The organism is Nitrosospira multiformis ATCC 25196 (genome assembly GCF_000196355.1).
Lineage (GTDB): Bacteria > Pseudomonadota > Gammaproteobacteria > Burkholderiales > Nitrosomonadaceae > Nitrosospira > Nitrosospira multiformis.
Window position 1 is genome coordinate 2,052,856 of record NC_007614.1, and the last position, 16,406, is coordinate 2,069,261.

General features: G+C 54.7%; 14 protein-coding genes. 8 read left to right on the forward strand and 6 right to left on the reverse strand.

Features of this window, described 5'->3' with window-relative positions; genetic code table 11:
* Positions 1 to 2: 2 nt before the first annotated feature.
* Complete coding sequence (locus tag NMUL_RS09415; RefSeq protein WP_167535576.1) at positions 3 to 1,790, reverse strand: autotransporter assembly complex protein TamA; 1,788 nt, start codon at positions 1,788 to 1,790, stop codon at positions 3 to 5.
* Positions 1,791 to 2,166: 376 nt separating this feature from the next.
* On the opposite strand from NMUL_RS09415, the gene ftsH reads away from it, so the two are divergent.
* Positions 2,167 to 4,041, forward strand: a complete 1,875-nt coding sequence (gene ftsH, locus NMUL_RS09420; protein WP_049783162.1) for an ATP-dependent zinc metalloprotease FtsH — start codon at positions 2,167 to 2,169, stop codon at positions 4,039 to 4,041.
* An 814-nt stretch (positions 4,042 to 4,855) separates the two neighbouring features.
* On the forward strand, positions 4,856 to 6,274 hold the full coding sequence (locus NMUL_RS09425; protein WP_011381116.1) for a DEAD/DEAH box helicase: 1,419 nt from the start codon (positions 4,856 to 4,858) through the stop codon (positions 6,272 to 6,274).
* 79 nt (positions 6,275 to 6,353) lie between these two features.
* Here the strand turns inward: NMUL_RS09425 and NMUL_RS09430 are convergent, their stop codons facing one another.
* Positions 6,354 to 6,713, reverse strand: a complete 360-nt coding sequence (locus tag NMUL_RS09430) for a group II truncated hemoglobin (RefSeq protein ID WP_041352523.1) — start codon at positions 6,711 to 6,713, stop codon at positions 6,354 to 6,356.
* A 77-nt stretch (positions 6,714 to 6,790) separates the two neighbouring features.
* Positions 6,791 to 7,408, reverse strand: a complete 618-nt coding sequence (locus NMUL_RS09435) for a DUF6962 family protein (RefSeq protein WP_373365298.1) — start codon at positions 7,406 to 7,408, stop codon at positions 6,791 to 6,793.
* On the opposite strand from NMUL_RS09435, the gene NMUL_RS16375 reads away from it, so the two are divergent.
* Together NMUL_RS16375 and NMUL_RS09440 are read left to right on the forward strand one after the other, a co-directional pair.
* Positions 7,341 to 7,631 carry a hypothetical protein gene (locus NMUL_RS16375; RefSeq protein ID WP_238529797.1) on the forward strand — a complete coding sequence of 97 codons (291 nt, stop codon included), beginning with the start codon at positions 7,341 to 7,343 and terminating at the stop codon, positions 7,629 to 7,631. The genes NMUL_RS09435 and NMUL_RS16375 overlap by 68 nt on opposite strands.
* A gap of 151 nt (positions 7,632 to 7,782) precedes the next feature.
* Entirely contained in the window at positions 7,783 to 8,310 is a 528-nt protein-coding gene (locus NMUL_RS09440) for a peroxiredoxin (RefSeq protein WP_011381119.1), read from the forward strand.
* 137 nt (positions 8,311 to 8,447) lie between these two features.
* Here the strand turns inward: NMUL_RS09440 and radA are convergent, their stop codons facing one another.
* The 3 genes from radA to NMUL_RS09455 form a co-directional block, all read right to left on the reverse strand.
* Entirely contained in the window at positions 8,448 to 9,806 is a 1,359-nt protein-coding gene (radA, locus tag NMUL_RS09445; protein ID WP_011381120.1) for a DNA repair protein RadA, read from the reverse strand.
* 137 nt (positions 9,807 to 9,943) lie between these two features.
* Positions 9,944 to 11,266, reverse strand: coding sequence for an FMN-binding glutamate synthase family protein (locus NMUL_RS09450; RefSeq protein WP_011381121.1), 1,323 nt, complete (start codon positions 11,264 to 11,266; stop codon positions 9,944 to 9,946).
* Between the two features lie 11 nt (positions 11,267 to 11,277).
* Complete coding sequence (locus tag NMUL_RS09455) at positions 11,278 to 12,993, reverse strand: hypothetical protein (protein ID WP_011381122.1); 1,716 nt, start codon at positions 12,991 to 12,993, stop codon at positions 11,278 to 11,280.
* A 293-nt stretch (positions 12,994 to 13,286) separates the two neighbouring features.
* Between NMUL_RS09455 and NMUL_RS15995 the strand changes: the two genes are divergently transcribed.
* From NMUL_RS15995 to NMUL_RS09470, 4 genes are all read left to right on the forward strand, one after another.
* A complete protein-coding gene (locus tag NMUL_RS15995) occupies positions 13,287 to 13,424 on the forward strand; it encodes a hypothetical protein (protein WP_167535577.1) in 138 nt (45 codons plus the stop codon).
* Positions 13,425 to 13,528: 104 nt separating this feature from the next.
* Positions 13,529 to 13,921: an alginate export family protein gene (locus NMUL_RS09460; RefSeq protein ID WP_011381123.1), complete on the forward strand. Its 393-nt coding sequence runs from the start codon at positions 13,529 to 13,531 to the stop codon at positions 13,919 to 13,921.
* A 55-nt stretch (positions 13,922 to 13,976) separates the two neighbouring features.
* On the forward strand, positions 13,977 to 15,638 hold the full coding sequence (locus NMUL_RS09465) for an MFS transporter (protein WP_011381124.1): 1,662 nt from the start codon (positions 13,977 to 13,979) through the stop codon (positions 15,636 to 15,638).
* Positions 15,639 to 15,705: 67 nt separating this feature from the next.
* The gene (locus tag NMUL_RS09470; protein ID WP_011381125.1) at positions 15,706 to 16,404 is read left to right on the forward strand and encodes a pirin family protein; all 699 of its coding nucleotides are present in this window, start codon (positions 15,706 to 15,708) and stop codon (positions 16,402 to 16,404) included.
* The last annotated feature ends 2 nt before the right edge of the window (positions 16,405 to 16,406 follow it).

Sequence of the window (16,406 nt, forward strand, 5' to 3'; positions counted from 1 at the left end):
TGTCAGAACGCCACGGCAATCGAAAAATGAAAACGGAATTTCCCGTCCCGCTGCCCGCGGGCGACATCCACCGCCAATGGCCCTACAGGACTGCGCCAGCGTATCCCTCCCCCGTATCCGACAGCCGGGTTCAACCCGCCTATGGTATCGGCCGCATCCCCCACATCGGTAAAGATGGCAGCACCCCAATTACGTGTAAGCCAGTGATTATATTCAATTGAACCCGTGAACATTACCCTGCCCCCGACCACCGCGCTGCCTTCCCTCACGCCTAAACGCTGAAAAGCGTATCCGCGAACGGATTGAATACCGCCCGCTCTAAAGAGATATTCCTGGGGAATGCCGAAGCGCGAGGGAGCAAAGGTGTACCCCAGCTCGCCCCTCAGAAATAGCACGTCGCGCTTGCCCACCGGATACCAGAACTGATGCCTGGCATAAGTCCGCAAGAAGTCCTGATCGGACAACAGTTCCCGCTTGCCGCCACCGATGCGCAATTCGGAAACGCTGCCATCCCTGGGGAATAACGGGTTGTCCACGGAACGATAGCGTAGATAACCGTCCAGCACCAAGGTCTGGTTGATCTGCTCCAGGCCCCCTTTTGGATCCCGGTTTTCCCGCTGCCAGTTCAATGATAGTCTTGTTTCGGTCTTGTCCAAGAGCTGGTTGCGACTGACGCCGACTTTCTGGCGTATGGTTTCCAGTTGCTGGATAAAGGTTCTATCCGCTGCCGCCCCCAAGGAAAACCATGTTCCCGAGGCATCCGCCACGCTGTCGATTGAGCCCGTCAAGCTCTGGCGTTTCTGCTCGATACGCAATCCACTGTTCAGTCTCAAGGCGTTATTCAGGAAATCGTTATTCATGTAAGTGACCTCGCCACGCGCACCCGTATTGGAACTGTACCCTGCGCCGAACCCTACCCTCTTCGACTTCGCCTCCGATAGCACTACCTCTACCGGCGCCGCCTGATGCGTTACTTCGTCAGGTTGAATATTGACAGCCGCAGAACTGAATTGAGGCAGATTCTGCAATTTCGTCTGGAACGAGAGTAATTGATCACGGCGATAAAGGTCCCCCGGTTTAAATGGCGCAAGGCCGCTTATGAGTGAGGGTTCGTAGCGATTGAGCCCTTTTATGTCGAGCTCGCCAAAGTGGAATGCCGGCCCGGAGTTCACTATCACCCTCAACCGCGCCTGCGAAGAATCGGGATCTATCTCCGCCCTGCTTTCCTCGATCTGCGCTGCGACATAATCCTCTCCCGCGACATTGGATAGCAATACCGATTTGGCCTCTTCCCAGGCAGGGGAGCGAAAGGGCTGGCCTTCCTTGAGGGACCAGGCAGAGCGCAGCTTTTCAATCCGTGCGCGCCGTCCAGGCTCATCAACACTCAGGTCTCCCTTGAACTCGATATGCACCCCGACAACCATTGTCCGCGGTCCCGGCGCGACTTCCAGTTGCGGTACCTCGCCGGGGGTGGAGAGATGCAATGTTATCCTGGGCATGAAATAACCCTCGGTGGCGAGCAGTTCGCTAATTTCGCGCTGGGCGCGCCGCATGAAAGTAGCGCGCGCAGTTTCATCTTCCAGAGCTTCTGTCGGCAGACGGAAATGTGTTTTCAGCAGATCCGCCACGGGCTCCGGAGCGGAAAGGCTGATGGAGGGGGGAGGAGCATCGTCTCCGAAGAGGCCGCCGAAGAGACCCGCTTCGACCGTGTCGTTACTCAGCATGAGCAAAATGATCACCCCGAGATAAAGACACGCTTTATCCGCCAGAAGAGAAAACAAGAATTTCAAGACGGGCAAATGCAAGAAGGGCTGTATAAACAATACTGGAAGCCCGCGAATGAAAGGCAGGCTTTGCATGTAAAGCCGCGGAACAAGGCAAATCTTTGCCCCCGCAGGCGGACCGCCAGGATCAAAGAATAGCAGACCGGCGATATAAGCGATTTTCCTGAGTAAAGCGCATTCGGCCCGGTTGCGTCAAGCCTTTGCTTGGCAAGCTCTCTCCTGCCATCGTCTACACAACCTGGGGTCTACCCAACCTGCGTGCCTTGCGCTACAACCTCCGTATACTATGCTGAACAAAGTCAGGCATTTACTGTCTACGAATATAACAGTACGAGAGCAAGGATATCTGATGGATAAAAAGGATAAAAAGACCCAACTTCCCATGGACAAAAAAACCCAGATCAACTTCTGGTACGTCATTATCGCGGTACTCGGCATTCTGCTCATACAAAGCATGTATGCCCGCTATACCAAGGTCGAGCCCATTCCTTATAGCCGCTTTCATACCCTGCTGGACGAGGACAAGATTGCGGAGATAGCCATCACCGAAAATCATATTTATGGCACCCTGAAGGGGGAAGGTGCCGACGGGTTGAAGGATTTCGTGACCACGCGGGTGGAACCCGAGCTGGCTGATAAGCTCGATCAACATCACGTGACGTATACGGGCGTGGTCCAGAGCACATGGATGCGCGATCTGCTGTCGTGGCTATTGCCGATGGCGATTTTTTTCGGGATATGGCTGTTTATCATCCGCCGCATGAATCCGGGCGGCATGACGGGCGGGCTGATGTCGATCGGCAAGAGCCGCGCCAAAGTTTTTGTGGAGAAAGAAACCAAGGTAACTTTTGCAGATGTGGCCGGAGTGGATGAAGCCAAGGAAGAGTTGGAAGAAGTCATCAATTTTTTGAAGGATCCTGCCGGATACAGCCGCCTGGGCGGGCGGGTACCCAAGGGTATCCTGCTGGTGGGGCCACCGGGTACGGGCAAGACGCTGCTGGCCCGTGCCGTGGCAGGCGAAGCGAATGTTCCGTTCTTCTCGATCTCCGGTTCCGAGTTCGTAGAGATGTTCGTCGGGGTCGGGGCCGCGCGCGTGCGCGACCTGTTTGAACAAGCGCGCCAGATGGCTCCCGCCATCATCTTTATCGATGAGTTGGATTCGCTTGGACGAGCCCGGGGCGCCTATGGGCTTGGGGGTCATGACGAGAAGGAGCAGACGCTGAATCAACTGCTGGCCGAGCTTGATGGTTTCGACCCTAAAAGTGGCGTGGTGCTGCTCGCGGCGACCAACCGGCCCGAAATCCTCGACCCCGCTCTGCTGCGGGCGGGGCGATTTGACCGGCAGGTACTGGTGGATCGGCCGGACAAAGTGGGGCGAGAACAGATTCTTGCCGTACATCTGAAGAAGGTGAAGCTCGATCCTGACGTAAAAAAAGAGCAGATTGCAGCTTTGACGCCGGGGTTTACGGGCGCCGATCTCGCCAACCTGGTCAACGAAGCTGCCCTGCTAGCCACCCGCAGGAATGGCGCGGCCGTGACGATGGGGGATTTCAATAACGCCATTTTGCGGGTGGTAGCCGGCCTTGAGAAGCGCAACCGCCTGCTCAATCCGGCAGAGCGCCGGGTGGTCGCGTTTCATGAACTGGGACACGCGATGGTGGCACTCGCCTTGCCTGGAACCGACGCGGTACACAAGGTTTCTATTATCCCGCGTGGAATAGGCGCGCTCGGCTATACAGTGCAGCGGCCGACCGAAGACCGGTTTCTGATGACCCGGGCAGAGCTGGAAAACAAAATGGCGGTGATGATGGGCGGACGAGCAGCCGAACGTGTGGTATTCAACGAAATATCGACTGGCGCATCGGATGACATCGTCCGCGCGACCGACCTTGCCCGTGCGATGGTGCTCCGTTATGGAATGACCGAGGCCCTCGGGAATGTTGCGTATGACCGCGAACGTTCGCAATTTCTGCAACCCGGCATTCCCATGCCGCAAAGCCGGGACTATAGCGAAGAGACGGCAAACACGGTTGACAGCACTGTGCGTGCGCTCGTCGATGGTGCATTGAAGCGGGCGATAGAGATATTGGAAAACAACCGCGCGCTGCTCGACCGGACGGCGGAGGAGTTGCTTCGGGTCGAAACGTTGAATGAACCCGAGATAGAGAACCTGAAACGGCAGATCACCGCCAGGCCCGTGCTTCCTCGCACCGACACGCCCCTCCCGGAAAAGGACAAAGCCCTGGAGAAAGCGTAGGTTTCGAGTGCTGGCTTTTGCATGACGGGTTGCAAAACTGGAACAGGCTCCGCAGGTGTGTGCTGAATCTGTTCCAGCCTGGCGATCTCACACTCCCGACCAAGTCGCGCATGCGCTCAATCTTGACGAGGCATGACACTCCGCCGAAGACTTCCAATGAGCCCCGGATTCCAAAGACTTGGTTTCACGGAAGTGCCCCGTAATCTTCCCCCTCCTCAAGTCGCAAAGCTGTCTTTACAGAAAAACTTTTTCTGCTGAATGAGTTCTCCCGGGAACGAAATCACTCCTGCCCCCACCCATTCTCTTTTCCGTCCGCGCTTTTCATTCTCTCTTCATGCATTTATCCATATAAAAATTTCTATACAGGCTGCAGTTTCCTGTATACTCCGCGCTTCGACGAAAAGCCCTAATAGCATCACGGCTTTTTTCGGTCCATCGTTCCTGACCGTTTCAGAGCTTTTTCGATTTTCAAGTTTCCAGCGGAAATTGGCGGCACCGTGGTTAGCGGCGATGTTTGAAACGCCTGATCAATCCTTTACGGGTTCATCAAGCGGTTTCTTATGTATGTGCGCCGGCCGACCAGCAGCCCGTCCGTTTTCGAGGGTACGTCCTGCTTGCGCGCTCGAGAGCGCATCCAAGAATCAATTCAGGTCACCTGACTCAGACACAACATGGAATGAAAAACATTCCTGTGCAGAACTTGACAGTTTTGTTGTAACTCTCTTGGTGCAAAATCCTTCCAAGTAGGGGCTGATGCAAGGAAACCGAGTTTTTTTGAGGATGCACACTTTTTCATTCAACAGGAAAAAACAACGTGTCTTTTGAAAGTCTGAATCTCCATCCGCTCATTCTTAAAGCCATCAATGATGCGGGTTATACCTCGCCTACTCCCATTCAGGAACAAGCCATTCCCGAATTGCTGACGGGGCATGATGTCCTGGCATCAGCACAGACCGGCACCGGCAAAACTGCTGCTTTCATGTTGCCCGCTTTGCACCGCCTGGCTTCTCCTTCCCAGGTACGTAGCCGCGGACCCCGCGTGCTGGTATTGACACCAACGCGGGAACTCGCGCTCCAGGTATCCGAAGCCACTGCCAAATATGGGAAGTACCTCCCGCGGGCGAAAGTGGTGAGCATACTGGGCGGTATGCCTTACCCGCTGCAAAACAAGCTGCTCTCGCAGGTGGTCGATATTCTTGTGGCCACTCCCGGGCGGCTGATCGACCACATCCAACGGGGGCGGATCGATTTTTCCCGCCTGGAAATGCTGGTGCTGGACGAGGCCGATCGCATGCTCGACATGGGCTTTATAGAGGATGTTGAGCGAATCGCATCGGCCACTCCTGCAACCCGTCAGACCCTGCTGTTTTCAGCCACCCTGGACAGTGCAATGGATAATGTGGCTGCACGTCTGCTGAATTCACCTAAACGCATCCAGGTAGCGACCTCCAAGGCCCGGTTGAACAATATCGAACAACGGCTGCATTACGTGGACGACATTTCCCACAAAAACCAGCTGCTGGATCACCTGCTTCGGGATATAGAGCTCAAACAAGCCATCGTTTTTACCGCCACCAAACGTGATGCGGATATGCTCGCCGACGGTCTTTCCGCCCAGGGTCATGCGGCAGCCGCCCTGCACGGGGACATGAGCCAGCGCGACCGCAATCGTACCCTCATAAAACTGCGCCAGGGCGGCATAAGAGTACTGGTCGCGACCGATGTAGCCGCGCGGGGAATCGATGTGGCAGGCATTACCCACGTCATCAATTTTGATCTGCCGAAATTTGCCGAAGATTATGTGCATCGCATCGGGCGGACAGGACGCGCTGGCGCATCAGGAATCGCGGTTTCATTCGCTTCCAGCAAGGATGGAATCCATCTGAAAAAAATCGAACGCTTTACCGGGCAGCGCATTGCTTCGCATGTCGTTCCCGGCTTGGAACCCCGCGCTAAACCACGCCCTGGCGCGAGTGCCCAGCCCAGAAGTACGCCTAGTGTCGCCCATAAACGCAGTCGTACCTGGTCCAGCGATGTTCCGCACCGGAGCAGCGCTTACCGGTCCGATGGAGACTGGAAGGCCGGGCAGAGCCGTTCCCCTGCCGGTAATCGAGATACATGGGGTAATACAGCGGGCAGTACCAGAGCTGCCAGAGCCGGTAGCGGAGGCAATGGCAGGCGCGATTCATTTGGAAGCACGACCGGTTCTAGCGCTTATTTCAGGGGGAAGTAGGCGTTTCATCCATGTTCTGAAGGACAGCAGCGGGGCATTTCCCACCCCGCTATTCGCGCAATCCTTCCTTGCATCAATTTTATTCCGGCTGGTTGCGCATGAAGTCCGCAGTCTGATCGAACGCCATGGCAAGCTTCTTGCGCAAGGCCTCATCCAGATCGATATCCACCATGGCGCGATACATGCAGCCCAGCCACTGGTCGCGCTCCGAAGCGCCAATTGGAAAAGGCATATGGCGGCTGCGCAGGCGGGGATCGCCGTACTTGTCGGTATAGAGTGTCGGCCCCCCGGTCCAGCCTGAAAGGAACATGAACAATTTCTCCCGGGAACTGGTCAAGTCCTGGGGATGAAGCTTGCGTATGCCGTAATAGTCGGGATCCTCATCCATCAGGTCATAAAAACGGTCTACCAAACGGCGGATGACCGCTTCCCCACCCATCCGTTCGTAAGCTTCTATAAGATGCACTTCCTCCTCCTTCTTTCCTTTAACCAGACTTTAACCAGATCGTCACATCGTTAGTGAAGACCGGAAGCACGAGGCATCGCTTCCTCCATTGTTCCCTGCAAGGGTTCGCGCTTCCTCAGCATGCGTAAAACCCAGTAGATGGCACAAGCGGCAAGCAGATGCTTTACGCTGTGTCCACTGATTGCGTGTCCCAGAGCATAAATCGGCCGGTCTGTGAATTCCGCAACCTTGGCAAGGGCATAAAGCCCCAGCGCAGTGTAGATGTCTCGTCCGCGGGTATAGCGCGAGCGGAAAAAAACACCCAGGAGAACGATGACCAGCAACGAATAGAACTGCACGACTACATAAAAGTTCAGATTGCCCACCCCCCGCTGTTCGCTCCAGTACCAGTTCAGTACGGTACCTGCTCCGATCGCAATCAGGACAGGCAGAAGGCGTGTCCCTGCTTTTGGACCGATCCGGTCGTTGATCGTTGCTGCCAGCAGCGCCATGATGCCGATTGCAATGGGTAACCGGTCCCATATCAGACGATCGTTGTCAGGAGCCAGATGGTAGTAAGCTGAACCGAAGCATACCAGGGCCACGTTCAGGAACAAAATCATGAAAGGCCAGCGTTCGGACGGGAGGGTAAAGGTCTTTGCCGCGCACGAACCTCGAGAGTTCAGCAAAAATACCAGCCCTGCGACTCCAACGAAGAGAAAAGCGAAATTGGAGATTACATTAAAACAGTTTGGAATGCCGAAACAGTCCCGGCTATCGGCGAAATGGTGGTATGACGAGGGCTGTGGAATGGGCGGAACAATTGTCGCAAGCAACAACATGGCGACTGAAAGTATAGCCAGTATCCATAATTTGAATTTATTGCTCAATTACTCGTCCAAACTCGACTGAAGGGCTTTGCATGCAAATAAGGAAGTGAACCATAATATGACGCATGCAGCATGAAAAGAGAAGACCTGGTATGAGCACAAGTGTTTCAACCCATACAGAAACCTCGTGCGATGCCAAATCGCTACATCGATTTGAATATCAAGGAGAAATCATGAAAGTACTGGGAGTACTTGCAACGTTAGCGACACTTATCATGACTTTTGGAAGTCGTGGCGTACTTGCCGAGCCTCTCAAGGTGGGAGAGGCAGCACCGGATTTCAATCTTCCCGATCAAAATGGCAAAAACCACAAGCTCTCGGATTACCACGGCAAATGGCTGGCATTGTATTTCTATGTCAAGGACGATACACCCGGGTGCACCAAGCAGGCGTGTAAATTCCGTGATGACATTCACCAATTGAGGGATCTGGGCGCGGAAGTTGTCGGTGTAAGCGTGGACGATAGCGCAAGCCATGCCAGCTTTGCCAAAAAGTATGATCTTCCCTTTCCGCTTTTGGCGGACAGCAAAGGCGAGACTGCCAAGCGTTACGACTCGATATGGAGCCTCATCGGCCTGGCCAAACGCAATACCTACCTCATTGACCCGGAAGGCAGGATCGCTAAAATTTATTTATCAGCCAGCGCTTCGCGCAATTCTGCTGAAATAATCGAGGATTTGAAAAGAATGAAGGGTTCCTAGTTGCATTGCCAAAGATTTGAAGTGAATCCCGAAATGTGAAGCCTTCTCAGATCCTTGTGACGGAAACCGGGAATCATGTCAGCCTATCTGAGATAAAGTAACAGATATTCCTGAAAGCGAATCTTTCGTGGGGTTCTTCATCGCATTCTTGCAACCGCCTCCTCCACCCGTTCCACCGCAATGATTTCGATGCCGGGAGGCGTCGCTTTCGGTTTGTTGGCCTTGGGAACAATGGCTTGCACAAAACCCAGCTTGGCCGCTTCTCTCAGTCTTTCCAGGCCGCGCTGGACCGGGCGCACTTCTCCCGCCAGACCCACTTCCCCGAACACCACCGTTTTTTCCGGCAGCGGCCGGTTCTTGAGTGAGGAAACGATTGCCAGCAATACAGCTAAATCGGCACCCGGTTCGGTAATTTTCACGCCCCCCACCGCATTCACGAACACATCCTGATCGAAACAGGCGATGCCTGCGTGGCGGTGCAAAACCGCCAGCAACATGGCAAGCCGGTTCTGCTCCAGTCCAACGCTCAACCTTCTCGCGTTAGGCGAGTGCGCTTCATCCACCAGGGCCTGGATTTCAACGAGAAGCGGCCGGGTGCCTTCCTGTGTCACCATGATGCAGGAACCCGGGACCTGGCCGCCATGATGAGAAAGAAACAAGGCCGAGGGATTGCTTACCTCCCGCAAACCCTTTTCAGTCATCGCAAAAACGCCCAGTTCATTCACTGCCCCAAACCGGTTCTTGAAGGCGCGGATCAGGCGAAAACTCGAATGCGTGTCGCCCTCGAAATAGAGCACCGTATCCACCATGTGCTCCAGTACGCGCGGACCGGCCAATGCACCCTCCTTCGTCACATGGCCCACCAGAATCATGCCGGTACCGCTGGCCTTGGCGAGTCGGGTCAATTGCGCGGCGCACTCGCGTACCTGGGCGACGGAACCGGGAGCGGATTGCAGCGCGTCGGAATAAACTGTCTGAATGGAATCGATGACGGCCACGTCAGGCTTGCGTTCGGCCAGCACTTCCTGGATTCGCTCCAGGCGAATTTCCGCCAGCAAATGCAACGCCTTTGCATCGACCCCCATTCGTTTGGCGCGCATCGCCACCTGCCTGGCCGACTCTTCACCGCTCACGTACAACACGTTTCTCGCGAGCGGCAGCAAAGACATATTGCATAATGCCTGGAGCAGCAGCGTGGATTTGCCGATTCCCGGATCGCCCCCCAGCAATACCACACCACCCTGCACAAGGCCTCCGCCCAGCACCCGGTCAAACTCGAGCAAACCTGTCGAATAACGCTGCTCTTCCTCCGCTTCCACTTCACTCAAGCTCTGAACTTCCCTGCTTTCTGAGACGGGAGTGAATCGCGCTGCCGCCTTTTCGCTCATCGCCTCGACAAGGGTGTTCCATGCCTGGCAATGCGGGCATTGACCCTGCCATTTCAAAGTCTGGCCGCCGCATTCGGTGCAGGAATAAGTAGATTTGGATTTAGCCATGTATGGAAAACCGGAATTTGTTATCGCCCTGAAAGCTCAATCATCGAAGTAATATATTTCATTTCCACGAACCACGTCATAGATATATGGCAGACAGCAGGTGCCATCCAGCGCAAGGATTACCTCAGTTTCGGCGGTCAGGGATTTGAGGGATCGACACCGGCATAGGGAATTCCAGCCAACCTCGATATTTCGGCTTTCCAGGTGCAAATATCATCCCGGCTAAATTCCCGCAGGGAATGGTGGCCGCAGGCTCTTGTCATGATCTTCATCAGGTGTACACTGCCGTTGAAAAACAGCGCCAGGTCACGCGCCCTGGCGTCGACGTCGATCTTGTTGACCAAGTGTTGGGCATGGGTTGCTATGCCGGCAGGACAATCGCCGGAGTAGCAGATGCGCGCACCGGTACAGCCAATTGCCTGCAGCGCACTATTGGCCAGCGCGATTCCGTCGGCTCCCAAGGCTAACGCCTTAATGAAATCGGAAGGAATGCGCAAACCGCCGGTAATAATCAGGGTCACGCTATTCTTTGCACCTTTCTCATGGCCTGCGACGTCGAGAAATTTTCTCGCCCGCGCCAATGCAGCGATCGTTGGCACTGAAATATGGTCCCGGAAAATCCCCGGCGCAGCACCGGTACTGCCACCTCGTCCATCGAGAATGATGTAATCGGCCCCGGCATCGAGCGCGAAGCGCATGTCATCCTCGATGTGGTTTGCGCTTATCTTGAAACCAATCGGAATGCCGCCCATCTGGTCGCGGATCTGATCGGCAAAATCAGCAAAATCGCGGGGTGTGTGGAAATCGGCAAAGGTGGATGGGGAGATCGCATCCTTGCCGACTTCAATCTGGCGTGCCTTGGCAATCTCCTCCGTAACCTTGCCTCCCGGCAAATGCCCACCTGTACCGGTCTTGGCCGCCTGCCCGCCCTTGAAGTGAAACGCCTTGACTTTGCCTTTAAAATCCTTCGAAAACTGACTCAAGTCGCTGTTTTTCTTCAGGCCGTTGCGCGCGCTGCCCAATTCGAACATATAACTTTGATTCAGCTCGAGTTCATCCCCCAGAATGCCGCCCTCACCTGAACAGATCGCAGTGCCGGCCAGATCAGCCCCCTTTGACAATGCCTGCTTGGCCCTTTTCGACAGCGCGCCATAACTCATATCGCCAACCAGCAGCGGGATATCCAGAACCAGGGGTTTTTGGGCACGCGGACCGATCACCAGCTGAGTATCCACCGGGGCATCATCTATTAATGGTTTTTTATGGAGCTGCGCTGTCAGAATCTGGATATCGTCCCATTTGGGCAGCGTATCCTTCGGCACCCCCATGGATACCACCGGCCCGTGATGGATTTCATCGGGATAGTCGATAAGCTCACGTCCCAGTTCGATCATCTGCAAAATGTCGAACCGAGTGTTTTCGATGCTGGCCGCTATGCTCTTTTTCAATTCTTCGTTCATTATTGCATCCTTTAATTATTTGCTTTGCGCAGATAGTCGGACAAGACATTTAACACCGAACCTGGCAGTTGCCCGCTGGGGGGCATCGGATTGGTCGGTTCGTGCATGCGGCCTATGATTTTGTCAACCAGATCGGGGTGTTTGAAATCGGCTTCGGTCATTAAAACCGGCTTGGCCATTTCCGACGCATGGCAATAGCTGCAATGTTCCTGCAAATACTTGAACGATTCCTTTTTGACCCGTTCCATCGTCCAGTGATCGTCCCATTGGCAATTTCCCGGCTGCCGGTCGCAATCATTGATCTTTCGCAAGGCCGTCTGATAGTGTCCGAGCGATAGTTTTTCCCGCAATTCGTTCTCTTCCTTGATCGATTTGGCGCTGACCCTGATCGGCAGGATGCCTTCGCTCTTTATCTTTTTATCGTGTGCGCTATCGCTGCGCTGAGCCTCGGAAACATTCGACAAAAACAAACGGGCACGCCAGTTTTCGCCGACCCCGGGATGAAATTTTTCATCCTTCAGGCTATGGACGGAAAACAGGGAATTAACAAAAGTGGCGTAGACACCATTTCCGAGTGCATGGCATTGCGCGCATGCTTTCGCCTCGGGGCTGACCAGACGCTTGGGTTTTTCCCAGGGATACTGCATCAGATCTTCATAATATTTATCTTTTTTGTCGGCTTCGCTCATCGCCAGTAAAAATTTGTTGAGCGTACCGTCTCCATCAAAAGGAGAAATCACCGAATACAGCATTCCCGGCTGGCGGCGTGGTTTCAGAACCCTGCACTGATATTTGATACGGTCGCCACGCGCATAGGTTTGCTCGAGATATTTGCCGCAAGCCTCGTTGCTGGAAAAACTTCTGAGACAACTGGTGGAACTGCCGGCAACGAGGCAGACCGGTTCATTGAAAGGGTAGCGAATGAACGGACCGTTGGAATGACAACGGGTGCAGCCGCCAAAAGTCGGCACCGACCAGTGGATCACCATTTTTTCATCGAATTTACTGAAGCCTGGCGCAGGAATCTTTTCCCCCGGAATCAGGGCAACATCCGCTTCCGTCCTGATGGTTTCGACCGGCTCCCCTTTATTGTTCTTCTCGATGACCTTCCACTTCCCGTTGACCTTGAGGGTTTGCGTCGGCTGCCCGGCAAAATAGCAGGTTTTACCCGTATGCCGGTTATAGCCGATCAGGCCCAGTTCATTGTAATGACCCCCCTGCTTCGAAAAATTGCTATTCTTCCGGCATATGTAGACCCAATCGACGGTTTGCCCACCCTTGATCTGATTTATCAGATGTTTGATGCGATTGCCGGGGATACAGCCAGCATTACGCATGTCCCGAAAAACGCCGCTGGGCTTGTCGCAGGAGGTGATGTCATCGAATAACTGGGTATCGGCATTCAACTTGAGCTGCCCTGTTTCGGAATTGCGGAACCGGGGGGTGCTCTCCGGCAAATCCTCATTCAGCTTGATCACCTTGCCGCCGGCAAGCGTACGCTCGGTTGGAATCAGCACTGCATCCGGACAATGGATGGTTTCCTGCGGAAATGGTCCCAGCTCTGCTTCACAAACCTCAAAATATTTCTTGTTGATCTCAATTCTGACCCTTGACGGCGCGGCCACCGGCGTCATGTCAGGCTCATCCTCATAGGCTTGTTGCGCAAAGAGCTCTGAGGCAAACGCAAGAAGCAGGAGAAAAAAGCTGGATAAAATCTTTTGCTGCATCTCAATCTCCATCATCTATCAATTAAACAAACTTATTATTCAGGTTGAAGTACATAGAACCCTTGTCTGGGTGGCCATGTGATGGGATGGGGTTGCCAAAGCAGGCGAAAGCTTCTTCTGATGAGAAAACTGACGGCTGGCCTAGAGCGGCGACTCCAGGAGTCTGAGGAGTTGCTTTTTCCCCAGCAAATATCGTTATTGGATTAAATAATCGGCAAACTGAGCGCAAACTTGAGTCGCGCTCCAGCCCTTGATCCTTCATCGAACTTGGAGCAGGAATTAGGTACGTCACCATGCCGCTCTTCGATGGCAGCACTCAACTCAAGCTGGGTGCCTTCGATGATTCAGCCAATAAATTGCAACCACTCTACGGCTTGTATATCGCTCTCGCAGCGGAACATATTGATTCTTTCGAGATTGATCTCTATTGACTTCGCTATGAAAGAGAAAAGGCGCGGTTTGCAACAGCGCAGGGGAAACGCAGGCTTTCGTTCGGCACGCGGCTTTTTGGTGTCACAGAGGTTGAGACTGGAATATGGAAGTCCTATTTCAACCCGGGCATGCCGGCGACCAAACCATCCGTGCCTGGACTGTTGTCTCCGATACCGGTTTTACTTTCCTCGCACTTCCTTGGTCGTCGCGGCGGGGCGTAAAAGCGGATATAGCCCGCGGTGATAAAATGGATTTGCAGCCAGTCTTGACGATCAAGCCGGCTCACGCTCTGATACTTGTCCTGGGCGGTATTTTTTGTGGAAACATCATAAGGAAGACGGGGTTTAAGCCGCCTGCCTCTTGGTGGCGATACGTGAAACAATTGGAACCAGTCGCCATATCGGCGACCCGATCAAATTGGAAGGTAATTATCGCCTTAGCCCGCAGTGAGAAATCCGTGCTGCTATCGTCCATTTTCGAGCAGGAAGTGGATTAATTCAGGCAGGCGGTGGGAATGTGACTTTTCTTATGACAAGCCTGGGTTTTCGCTGGTGACCAAACAAGCCCGCAATAAAGAATCGAACCGGGGACGCTCCGGCACTTGGGAACCGCTCAAGATACTGCCATTCAGGGCATTCTGGTTCGCCGCGCTTGGCTCCAACATCGGAACGTGGATCAATGGCGTATCCTCCGCCTGGGTAATGACCGACCTGTCTCCCTCACCGGTGATGGTGTCCCTGGTGCAGGCGGCCACTTCGTTGCCCATGGTACTGTTCGCGCTGGCTGCAGGTGCGCTGACCGACATTGTAGACCGACGGCGTTATCTTCTCTTCACGCAGATATGGATGGCCGCGGCTGCGGCAATGCTCACCGTACTTGCTGCTATCGATCAGATCGATATCTGGAACCTCCTGATTCTGACCTTTGCTTTGGGCATTGGCGCATCACTGGCAACTCCCGCGCTGAATATCACTGCCCCCGAGCTTGTTCCCAGGAGTATGTTGCCGGAAGCGGTCGCATTGAGTTCATTGTCGATGAACCTGTCGCGTTCCCTCGGCCCAGCCATTGCCGGCGTATTGCTGGCCCAGATCGGCCCATGGGCCGCTTATGGCCTGAATGCGCTCTCGTTTATAGGCATGATTGTCGTCCTCTGGAGATGGAAGCGCGAACCGGAAGAGCGGTCGCTGCCACCCGAACGCTTCTTCCAGGCATTGCGCGCCGGGGTACGTTATGCTCATGTAGCATCGCCTTTCCGAGCGGTGCTGATTCGTACCACGGCTTTTATTCTCTTCGCAGCTTCGGGATGGGCGCTTCTTCCGCTGATTGCACGGGTCGAACTGGGCGGGGGACCCGGAACTTATGGACTCTTGCTCTCCTTCGTCGGTATTGGGGCGGTGTGCGGTATCCTTGTTCTGCCCCGGCTGCATGAACTCGCCTCCCGCGATCGCCTGGTGCTGGCGGCAAGCCTGATTTATGGGGCAACGATCATGGCACTGGCAATCCTGCAGAGCGAAGAGATGCTTTACGCCATCATGACGCTTTCCGGCGCGGCCTGGGTTAGCGTGCTCTGGTCACTGCAGGTTACCGCACAAACCTCTGTTCCTGCCTGGGTTCGGGGACGCGCACTGTCTCTCTATATCATGGTCTTCTCCGCAGGCCTGGCATTGGGAAGCCTGTTCTGGGGATGGGTTGCTGCCAGCACTACCGTTCCCACTGCCCTCCTGCTATCCTCGGCCGGGACGATGGTGGCGGCGCTGGCTGTTCGCAATTTCAGTCTGGGCTCCCGGGAGGCTCCGGATCTTGCTCCTTCATACCATTGGCGGCCGCATCCTCCAGCAATGGAAGAACCTGACTTGCGCCGGGGGCCCGTGCTAGTCACTGTCGAATATGAGATTGGGCTGGATCAGCGGCGAGCCTTCCTGGAAGCAATCCGCTCACTGGGAGCATCGCGGCGGCGCGATGGGGCGTTTGCCTGGGGGGTCTTTGAGGACCTCGAGAAGCCGGGGCGTTATATCGAATTCTTCCAGCAGGCCTCGTGGCTGGATCATCTGCGCCAGCATGCACGCGTTACCCGCGAGGACCAGCGAGTGCAGGAAAACGTCAACCGCTTTCATACGGGCAGCGAAGCCCCACGCGTTTCACACTTCATCGGTGGCACACCGACAGCGTCAACCGACAGCCCGGCGGCAACGGGAGGCATGACTGAAGCATAAAGAGGAAACTGACAGGCAAATTGCCGATAGTCACCCTTTTTTCCATCTCACTGAAAGGAGCATTTACATGATCGAACTACGTCGCGCCCATGAGCGGGGTCATGCCGATCACGGCTGGCTGAATTCCTGGCACAGCTTTTCTTTTGCAGACTATTACGATCCCGAGCACACGCAATTTCGTTCGTTGCGTGTGATCAATGACGACACCGTCCAGCCTGGGCAGGGTTTTGGCACGCATGGGCACCGCGACATGGAAATTGTCAGCTATGTGCTGGAAGGAGCGCTGGCGCATAAAGACAGTACGGGGGGAGGTTCAGTAATTCGCCCCGGCAGCGTGCAGCGCATGAGTGCGGGCACGGGTGTACAGCATAGCGAATTCAATGCATCACAAAGTGAAAGAGTCCATTTCCTGCAAATCTGGTTTTTGCCCAACAAGACGGGTATTCCGCCGGGTTATGAAGAGAAATACTTTGATGAAGCGGAAAAGCGTGGGAAGCTATGTCTGGTTGCCTCGGCGGATGGCACCAATGGCTCTGTGAAAATACAGACGGATGCGAGGATGTTCGCTGCGCTGCTGGATGGGAACGAGCGAATTGAACAGAGTATCGGCGCAGGCAATGACGTTTATATCCACGTCGCACGCGGTCGTGTATCACTGAGTGGCGACACGCTGGAAACGGGAGATGCCGCCATGCTTACCGGCGAAGATCGTCTGGTTCTCGATCAGGGTCAAAAAGCGGAAGTGCTGGTGTTTGAATTGTGGTGAAC